This window comes from Vibrio sp. 10N.222.48.A3 (assembly GCF_041475345.1).
In the GTDB taxonomy this organism is placed as follows: Bacteria; Pseudomonadota; Gammaproteobacteria; order Enterobacterales; family Vibrionaceae; genus Vibrio; species Vibrio tasmaniensis_A.
The window spans coordinates 1-8,256 of record NZ_JBFRVX010000586.1; the positions used below are offsets into that span (position 1 = coordinate 1).

Below are 8,256 nucleotides of genomic sequence, written 5' to 3' on the forward strand. Positions count from 1 at the left end.
GTCGGGAGTATCAACACTCTCGGTTGTAAAATGAGAATCACTGTATGAGGCAGCTGAAAACAGAGAGAGGAGCAGCATCCACTTATTCATATATCTTTCCATAGTTAGCATTCACTAGATTTATAAATACTATCTAATTAAAATAATTATGAACAGTGTTTTATTATCATTAATTCATATTTCCCTAGACGCTTATCAGAATACCCGCGCTCTGGGTGAAATCGGTTCAACTTACGTGGGAATGTTTGCCTAACGTGAGCTTATCGAGCAACACTTGTGGAACAGGAATAACAGAGTATCGAACAAAGACGACTAACGTCACTATTGCCACAAAACTGCCTAAAACAAAGTCATGAACATCAACCAGCGCCCAACCAAGAAGCCTGTCACTGGTAATCGCAAGTATGGCGATACTCACCGCAGCCATCCATTTACGATGATCGTAAGGCAAGTACTCCATCTTTTGGCTCACAATATAAAGCAGTGACAGCCTCACGGCATAAGTACCACAAAGCACCACCACCACGCCCCACACGCCATAAATCGGTGTTACAACAAGATAGCCAATGGTTGCTACAATCGCACACCCGCCTTGTATCCACATTTGCGATTGGCTTGAGTCACCGCTGAAACAACCAAGGTTGAGGTAATCCCCTGCATTCTTAATCACACCAATCGCCAAGAGTGCGACAACAATAGTACCTGCATACTGATAACTGCTGGGCAGAATCAAAGCAATAAAACCAGGCACCGTAAGGATCATCAAACAACCCAACACTATGGCCAGATTCACGCCGACTAGCGCTCTATCCGCACAGAATTTTTTACCGCCAGGCTGTTGTAGCATGGCCACCCGATTTGGAAACCACCACAAAGCATAAGGCTGCAGTAGTAAGCCAAGAAGCAACGCAAACTTACCACTGACCGCGTAAATCGCCAGTTCTTCAACGCCAACAAAGCTCGCCATCACCCAGCGGTCTAACCCTGTAATCATATACATCGAAGCACCACCGACTAACGTGGGCAATCCAAACTTTAGGATCTTAGCGGAGTATTTGAGGCTGCCAAATGTACCCATCTCTTGCCATTGATAACGAAGCAAACACAGCACCAGCAACACACTAGAAACAGCGGAAGAGATCAGAACACCATCAATGCCATAACCCGCTTCAAGCAACACGAAGGTCATTGCAGCTTGCACCGTTGCCTTCAATACATTGAGCATGCAAAAGCGCTTAGCTAACGCATTCATTCGCATCAGTGTTAACGGGATAGAAATCGCACCATCTAACATGGTCGGTATCAGAAGAAGTAATATTTGATAGGGCTGAAACTCGACGGGCAGCATCAATAACAACAACGGCATACTAAGAGCAATTAAAGAACCGCCTAACACACAGACCAAGACACTCAACGTGAAACAGTTAGAGGCCAGCTTTCTCTTTTCTTCACCCTCAGCGACGCCCACATAACGGTACATTGCCTCAACAATCCCAAAGCTAAATAGGATTGTCCCGATGTCAGCCAACAAGACGATGGCTTCTAAAGAACCGTATTCTGCCAACGTCATCTTATGGGTGATATAGGGGATCATCACGAGCGAGATCCCTTTCATCATCACGATACCAATGGCGTAATAGGCCGACTGTTTTAATGAACCCATTGGAGTCACCTATTCCTACAATGCAGGCATTAGGAAACTTTTACAGTCCCCAAGAAGGTGTCGTAAAGTTCTTTTTTGAGGAGCCAAAACTAACGAACGAATACTGTATGAGATGGCCAGTCGGTTTTGTTGTAAGCCTCTGTAATAGTCGGCGTAACCTTCTAATATTCTTGCCTTTGCAATTTTGAAACTGGACGTCGGTAGGTTCCATCGCTGACTGTCATTTTGGTAACGTTGAAGAATGGTTTCGATAGACTGCAAATTTGTCAGTTTAAGACTTTCAGTTTGGGTAACAGAACTCGCTCTCATCAAGTAGCCAACCTGCACAGAATTCAACACACCAATCTGATGATTTTCACTCATTCGAAGCCACAGTTCCCAATCTTCTGCATATTTTATATCAGGATTAAAGCTGTCTGTTTGAGAAAACACATCCGCTTTCACCATCACCGTTGACGTTCCAATAACATTGTTTTCAATGATGAACTCCAACGGGTTTTCTATATTGATAAACGCTTCACCTTGGTCTTGAAACTGCGACCAGTAACTAAAGCAGTCGACTATCACTTGGTAATCTTCAGTAAGGTGTTCGTAGTTAGTAAAGCTCATCGCGAGATCTGGGTATCGTTGATGAAATTCGAGTTGGCGTTCGAGTTTTTCAGGAAACCAGAAGTCGTCTGCGTCTAAAAAAGCGATGTATTCTCCGGTCGCTTTTTCAATCCCTAGGTTTCTCGCTTGAGGCGCCCCGACACCCAATGTGGATAAGGTAATAATGCGTTCATCTTCTATCGAAGCGAGATACGTCGACGTTCCATCGTTGCTGTTATCGTCAATGACAATGAGCTCAACATCTTGATGAGTCTGCTTCAGTACGCTGCCAATTGCCTTCGGCAGGTAATCCAAACAATTGTAGGTAGGAATAACAACACTTACTTTAGCCATAATGACGCCCTCAGATTTATACGTTATATGGCTGACGTTGCATGTTCTATGCCGAGAGTGCCTTGCTATGAAATCACTTTTAGATCAGTCGCCTACGCAGACACTCTCAAAATGACGAACAGGGTGATCAGACATGAGCGTCAAAACTCCAATTTGATTATCAATTTGAGAAAATGAGCGACTTCTTGGGGGATAACCTTCGGAAAACCATCGAAAAGCCCTCCAAAACTACGATTTTATCTTGGTTCGTATTTTGCTTTATTGGTTATTACCTTGGCTTGATAGCTTTAGTCATATGGATTTGAGGAGTAAGGAATGAAGAAAGTAGCATTTGTGGCACCAACCTACCCTGTACTCAGTGAGACCTTCATTCAAACAGAAGTCGACTCTGTGAAAGCGTGTGGGCACGATGTTTGTGTAATGACGTTCGAAATTGAAAACAGCGAAAAACAGTTCGACTACGACATTGTCGAAATAGGCAATAATGTTCGGATGGGTAAAGTCGCCTGCATTAATTGGATAGGTTTCATCAAGGCTATCTCATTTATTTCTAAGCAAACCAGCATGCCCAAAAAATCACTGTTCGCTTATGGATTCAAACTGGCGCTACAACTCGCCGAGAACGACGTCGAACACGTTCATGCGCATTTCTGTCAGCACACTACAGCTCACGCCATCGTCGCGGCAAAGCTACTGAACATCACCTGCTCGTTCGTTGCTCACGGTCATGATGTTTACGAGTTCGCTTATGATATTGAACAGAAGATTTCGTCGAGTGATTTTGTGGTCGCAGTGTGCAAAGACATGCTCACTGATTTCAACACCATGGCTAAGGGAAACATTAAGCTCCTGCACTGCGGAGTGAATACCAAACAATTCCAACTCACCCCCAAAACCGAAACGAAGCAACTTCGCTTTGTTTTTCTTGGTCGATTAGTGGAGCAAAAAGGTATCCACCATCTTATTGATGCATTGGCACCGATTGCCGAACCTCTCGACATTCATCTCGATATCATCGGTACTGGCGATTTAGAGCAACAATTAAAATTGCAGGTCAAAGAAAAAGGACTTGCTCGAAACGTGACCTTTCTTGGCGCGAAACCTCACGAGTGGGTGAAAGAGAAACTATCGAACTATGACAGCCTAATCGCGCCCTTCTGTTTTTCCGAAACCGGGTGTGTGGATACAGGGCCACTGGTTTTAAAAGAAGCGATGGCCGTGGGAACACCCGTCATTACCACCAACATCATGGGATGCAAAGAGATCGTCTCACCAGAGACAGGTTTTGTGGTTAGCGAAAAAAACGTGGAAGAATTAAGAGAAGCGATTGAGCGTTTCGCGCAGCTGAGCAGTAACGATAAAACATCGATGGGTTTAAAGGCACGTGAGAGAGTGAAAGACAGTTTTAATTCGATCAAACAAGCTCAGCAATTATCTCGTTGGATAGAGAACCCAGCTCAATAAGGAATAGCTCAGACGGCTGAGCATCGCAAGAACGGCTAAGCACCATACGAGCTACTAAGCACATCAAAACAACTGAGCACCACAAAAACAGAAGAGCGCTACATTGATTTGAAATGTAACGCTCAACTTAGCACAGCCTAATGATGGCAACTTATGCTTTCAGTAACTTTTATTAGCTTTTCATTAAGAAGCCTAGCTAGCCGGCTCGAAGTGCCAAAATAGACTCAAGATCTTCGATGTCACGATATTGAGCTAGCTCCTGCTCTTTCGATGAAATAGCCACAATCGACATTCTATCGGCCAATTCGTTACCTTCAATACCAACGTGACCGTTCACATGGTAGATGGTGATTTTTGAAGCCAGTTCTTGGTAGAGAGCATACGCAGGCTTAATAATATCGAGGTTTTTGATCTCGCCGCCCGACTTGGTCCAGCCCTTTTTCTCCCAACCCGTTGCCCACTTAGTAATACAATCTATCGAGTACTTAGAGTCACAATAAATCGCAACAGAGAGGCCTGCGTTTAACTTCTCTTTCGCGAGAACAAACGCTTGCTTAAGCCCATGTAACTCGGCGGTATTGTTGGTACCAACAGGCTGATACAAGCCATACCACAATTCTGTTAACTGGTTGTTTTGGTAGACCGCTAACCCCGTCCCTGCTTCACCAGGATTTGGTTCACAAGCACCATCGGTAAAGATCTTGATATCAAAAGGCATATCTGTGATTTGCTGCTCCGAAAGAGGCGGCACCTTAGCTTTCGTCGCCTTCCCCGCAGAGCTTGGCTTTGTAGCCGAAGAACCTGACACAGACGACGTTTTACCACCGAAAGCAGACTCGGCCTCGCCTAGTGTTGGAAACGATTTATATCTCGCACCAGCAAAACCATCAACTTGCGACTTACACTCATTCCAAGTAGTAAAAATACCCGGTGTACGACCTTTCCAAACCACATAATACTTCTTAGCCAAACTAACTCCTTACCAAAACCTAAACACACAAATAGTGAATCAGTACATTAGATGCCACCAAGCTATACGTTGCAAGGTCTATCACTCTAAAACAGGTCTAAAAAAGCTGCGTTCATAACTCACGATGCAATCAACTTCGTCTGCAAATTCAAACGCTTTAATGCACTCAGCATCGCTCAGCGACTTAACCCGATATTCTTCGTAGGCAGTCAAACTTTCAAAGGTAAACAACGCCAATGCAATATTGTTCGCCCCTTCCGACGGTAAGAAATAACCGTTGTGTTGACCTCCGAATTTAGCGACCAGAGGAATCCACATTTTTGCGTATGCCTCAAACTCACTTACCTTTTTAGGATCAATTACATATCGAACATAACAAGTAATCATAGTTATTCAGCCCTTAAATAATAGGAGAAACACAAAGCCGAAGTTGACGTTGAAGCTCAAGAAAAAAGGTAATCAACCGCAACGAGGTTATAGAACAAAAACACGCCCATACTGACGCCAATCGTTAGCAGCACATTGCCTGTTTTCCAAATCAACAGACCTGTGACCACCGCGCCTATCAAGTATGGGTTTTCAAGGCTTGGCCAAAATGTTTGTTCTGGTGCAAATACAATTGGCCCCCAAATCGCAGTCAGTACCGCAGGGCTTGAATAACGCAATAGGCGCCTTGCGGTTTGATTGAGTCGAAGCGGGATTGCAGGCTCAAGAAACAAATACCGACTAAAGAAAACAATCGCCGTCATAAGTAATATCGTTAACCAAATCATCTCTATTTCCCCTCCACGATTGTCTTGTTACCGTTGTTTCGCTCTTGGAACGATTCGCTGAAAAAGCCCGCTAACATACCAGCGATCGCTGCAATCATTAGCCCGCCCTCAATATTGTTAACCGACATGGCAACCGAAGTGACCAGTGAAACCACCACACACACAACGACGGGTAGAGTTCGGATTAATGGGAACACCAAGGCGATAAAGGTTGCTGCGACCGCAAAGTCGAGCCCAATTTCATTAAGCGAAGGAATTTGGCTTCCCGCGACAATGCCAACGAAGCTCGCGATGTTCCAAACGAGGTAAAAACCACCACCGACACCTGCAGCGTACCAGCGGTTAAACTCTTGCTGAGATTGGCCACTACAAATCGCGAACAGTTCATCGGTCAGCCAAAAGCCAAGTAATAGACGCCAACGAGCAGGAAGGTGGCTGATTTTGTCACGCATCGATACGCTGTATAAAAAGTGTCTTGAAGTAATAAAGAACGTGGTCAACAACATAGTCCCTAACCCAATGCCCGATTTGAACATCCCTGCTGCGACAAGTTGTGCTGAGCCGGCAAATAGAATAGCCGACATCGCTTGCGCTTGAAGCTGACTCAATCCAGCATCTATCGCATATGATCCAGCTAATATGCCCCACGGTATTACCGCAATACTCAAGGGCATCGCAGCCAAAACACCTTTCCATAACTGTGTTCGTCTATCCATTGTTTCACTATCCATATCATTCTTTTCTCTCTTCACATTAGCTATTCAATGTAAGAAGAGTGGAGTCGGTTCGATTGTACAAACTTGCTCGATTTCATGCCCCTCTGTTTGCCGCACTTAACCGTACTTAACCGTACTTAACCGTACTTAACCGTACTTAACCGCACTTAACCGCACTTAACACAAGTTAGCCATGCCTTAGCCATGCAAGTTTAGAGCATTTTGATGTATTGCCCCGGCGTGTAGCCATTGGCCTTTTTGAAGTGTCGATGAAAATGGCTTTGATCATGAAAGCCACACTCTTGCGCGGTATCTGAAATCGTATGCCCTTGCTTCAATAACTTACGCGAAAGCCTTAACCGAGATTGGATTTGATACGCATGCGGCGGAAGACCAAATTCTTTCTGAAAAGAACGCACTAAGTGAAACGGGCTCAATGCCGCTAACTTAGATAGTTCGTCTAGCGACACATCGGCTTGTGGGAAATCATCTAAAAACTCTTTCACCAACACAAGCTGGCGCTGAGTTTTCCCATCGAGTTGAGGGTTAAGCGGCGATTTTCCATGTCGACTAATCAGCTTAACCAACATCCCATACATCAAGGTCTCTCTTAACAGGCGATTGTCGGATTCATCGATCGTGTTAAAGACCAACCTCAATTGATTAGCGAGTTCAGGGTCTTCAACCACCGCTCTTGGGAAGTAAGGCGCACCGTAGTTCGGTAGGTTAAGCTCTTGAGTGATCTTGGCAAGTTGCTCTGGGAGTGGATACATGGCTCGATACGCCCAACCGCCTTCAGTGGCAGAGTGACCGCTATGAACTTCGTCGGCATTGACCAGAATAATCGCATTTTGTGGCGCGATATGATGCCCGCCTGTTCGATAAAAGCGCTGCGCCCCCTGCTCAATAACCCCAAGCGTGTAGCCCTCATGGCTGTGGCGTGAGAAGTTCTGCTTTTCATATTCAGCATCAAGAATTTCAAGGCCACCGAGCTCTTCCGTTATCTTATATTCGGCCTTTTCTTTAGAGCGCTTCTTGTTCTCCATAACAATTTCCAAGCCTGTTAATTATCGAGCGACTTATCAGTCTACTCTATAGTCTCTTTCAGCTTTTGTACAAAATTGCGCTTTTGTTTGTTAATTCCGTTTTTGTCGTTGCCTTAATAACGCTTTCTAACTGGGAGGAAAGTCTTGGTATGAAAAGGGCGATAAATTAACCATACATGCCAACGCGCTCTTCAAATCATCAGCAATCTGGCTGATACATCATCAAAAAACGCGAATCCTTTTCTTTTTCTTAAATAAGCCAACACCCCAATTATGAAAACTTAGATTTCGAAAATTGCAAACCTAGAGTGTTAATTAGCATCAAACACAGAAATTAAGAGTGATAATCACTCCCATTCCTTTAAATCAATATGAACCCCACAACATGCGCACGCATACGCACATTTAAGATTAGAGTTTTAGCTCTTTTATATAAGCCATACAATTGAAAAAAAAGGAGAAACAAGACGATGATCACATTTACAACTGAATCAATTGAGTCAATTTGCAATTTACTGAGACATGAAACATTTCCGAATAAAACGACATACCAGCTAAATGATGGAATTCACTTACGAACTGTTTCTAACTTTATTGCTGATGAACAGCACTTTGAGGTCAATGGCATGAGCTCTTCCGTGATTGTTGGTTATAAGCTACAGCTTAAATCTGGAGAAGATAT

9 protein-coding genes are annotated in these 8,256 nt (G+C 44.2%); 2 read left to right on the forward strand and 7 right to left on the reverse strand.

Going from position 1 to position 8,256, the window contains the following annotated elements; all coding sequences use genetic code 11:
* Positions 1–226 precede the first annotated feature (226 nt).
* Positions 227–1,663 (reverse strand): lipopolysaccharide biosynthesis protein, encoded by a 1,437-nt coding sequence (locus tag AB4653_RS16605; protein ID WP_102257804.1) that lies wholly within the window; start codon positions 1,661–1,663, stop codon positions 227–229.
* Positions 1,664–1,678: 15 nt separating this feature from the next.
* Positions 1,679–2,605: a glycosyltransferase gene (locus tag AB4653_RS16610; RefSeq protein ID WP_102257803.1), complete on the reverse strand. Its 927-nt coding sequence runs from the start codon at positions 2,603–2,605 to the stop codon at positions 1,679–1,681.
* Between the two features lie 315 nt (positions 2,606–2,920).
* Here AB4653_RS16610 and AB4653_RS16615 point away from each other — a divergent pair, with 315 nt between their 5' ends.
* Positions 2,921–4,069 carry a glycosyltransferase family 4 protein gene (locus AB4653_RS16615; RefSeq protein WP_102257802.1) on the forward strand — a complete coding sequence of 383 codons (1,149 nt, stop codon included), beginning with the start codon at positions 2,921–2,923 and terminating at the stop codon, positions 4,067–4,069.
* Between the two features lie 196 nt (positions 4,070–4,265).
* On the opposite strand, the gene AB4653_RS16620 is transcribed toward AB4653_RS16615, so the two are convergent.
* The 5 genes from AB4653_RS16620 to AB4653_RS16640 all read right to left on the reverse strand — a co-directional run bounded on the left by AB4653_RS16620 (position 4,266) and on the right by AB4653_RS16640 (position 7,574).
* Positions 4,266–5,039: a viroplasmin family protein gene (locus AB4653_RS16620; RefSeq protein ID WP_102257801.1), complete on the reverse strand. Its 774-nt coding sequence runs from the start codon at positions 5,037–5,039 to the stop codon at positions 4,266–4,268.
* Between the two features lie 81 nt (positions 5,040–5,120).
* Entirely contained in the window at positions 5,121–5,426 is a 306-nt protein-coding gene (locus AB4653_RS16625) for an NIPSNAP family protein (protein ID WP_102249511.1), read from the reverse strand.
* Positions 5,427–5,482: 56 nt separating this feature from the next.
* Positions 5,483–5,812 carry an AzlD domain-containing protein gene (locus tag AB4653_RS16630; protein ID WP_009847233.1) on the reverse strand — a complete coding sequence of 110 codons (330 nt, stop codon included), beginning with the start codon at positions 5,810–5,812 and terminating at the stop codon, positions 5,483–5,485.
* A gap of 2 nt (positions 5,813–5,814) precedes the next feature.
* Positions 5,815–6,543, reverse strand: a complete 729-nt coding sequence (locus AB4653_RS16635) for an AzlC family ABC transporter permease (RefSeq protein ID WP_102257800.1) — start codon at positions 6,541–6,543, stop codon at positions 5,815–5,817.
* 197 nt (positions 6,544–6,740) lie between these two features.
* Entirely contained in the window at positions 6,741–7,574 is an 834-nt protein-coding gene (locus tag AB4653_RS16640; protein ID WP_009847235.1) for an AraC family transcriptional regulator, read from the reverse strand.
* 470 nt (positions 7,575–8,044) lie between these two features.
* Here AB4653_RS16640 and AB4653_RS16645 point away from each other — a divergent pair.
* Positions 8,045–8,256 (forward strand): hypothetical protein (locus tag AB4653_RS16645; protein WP_372104765.1); only part of this gene is annotated, 212 nt, incomplete at its 3' end.

Excerpts from the sequence above, each read along its gene's own strand:
- AB4653_RS16605 (WP_102257804.1), bottom strand. The coding sequence starts at position 1,663 with ATGGGTTCATTAAAACAGTCGGCCTATTACGCCATTGGTATCGTGATG.
- AB4653_RS16610 (WP_102257803.1), bottom strand. The coding sequence starts at position 2,605 with ATGGCTAAAGTAAGTGTTGTTATTCCTACCTACAATTGTTTGGATTAC.
- AB4653_RS16615 (WP_102257802.1), top strand. The coding sequence starts at position 2,921 with ATGAAGAAAGTAGCATTTGTGGCACCAACCTACCCTGTACTCAGTGAG.
- AB4653_RS16625 (WP_102249511.1), bottom strand. The coding sequence starts at position 5,426 with ATGATTACTTGTTATGTTCGATATGTAATTGATCCTAAAAAGGTAAGT.
- AB4653_RS16630 (WP_009847233.1), bottom strand. The coding sequence starts at position 5,812 with ATGATTTGGTTAACGATATTACTTATGACGGCGATTGTTTTCTTTAGT.
- AB4653_RS16635 (WP_102257800.1), bottom strand. The coding sequence starts at position 6,543 with ATGGATAGTGAAACAATGGATAGACGAACACAGTTATGGAAAGGTGTT.
- AB4653_RS16640 (WP_009847235.1), bottom strand. The coding sequence starts at position 7,574 with ATGGAGAACAAGAAGCGCTCTAAAGAAAAGGCCGAATATAAGATAACG.